1 protein-coding gene is annotated in these 261 nt (G+C 65.5%); it reads right to left on the bottom strand.

Annotation, left to right across the window (positions count from 1 at the left end; all coding sequences use genetic code 11):
• The coding region (locus FNJ84_RS21870) for a transposase (RefSeq protein ID WP_143795286.1) at positions 1–261 on the bottom strand (261 nt) is incomplete at both ends.

Genomic DNA, 261 nt, shown 5'->3' with positions numbered 1-261 from the left:
CGGCAATCTCCGAGCCATCGCGGTCGAAGACCTCCTTCAGCTTGCGCCTGGCATGCGCCCAGCAATGGGCCACCCGAATGGGGACGCCGCCTTTGCGCAAGGGTTTGGTCAGCCGGTTGTAGCCAGTGTAGCCATCGACTTGCAGGATACCGTCGAAGCCGGTCAGGAAGGTTTCTGCATGTTCGCCCGCACGGCCGGGAGCATAGAAGTAGACCACGCCGGGCGGATCCTCGCCGCCCCAGGGGCGGTCATCGCGGGCGA

The sequence above is a fragment of the Paracoccus sp. M683 genome (assembly GCF_007096355.1).
Lineage (GTDB): Bacteria > Pseudomonadota > Alphaproteobacteria > Rhodobacterales > Rhodobacteraceae > Paracoccus.
The sequence above is the reverse complement of the archived record's forward strand: the minus strand, read 5'-3'. Positions and strand labels throughout refer to the sequence as shown.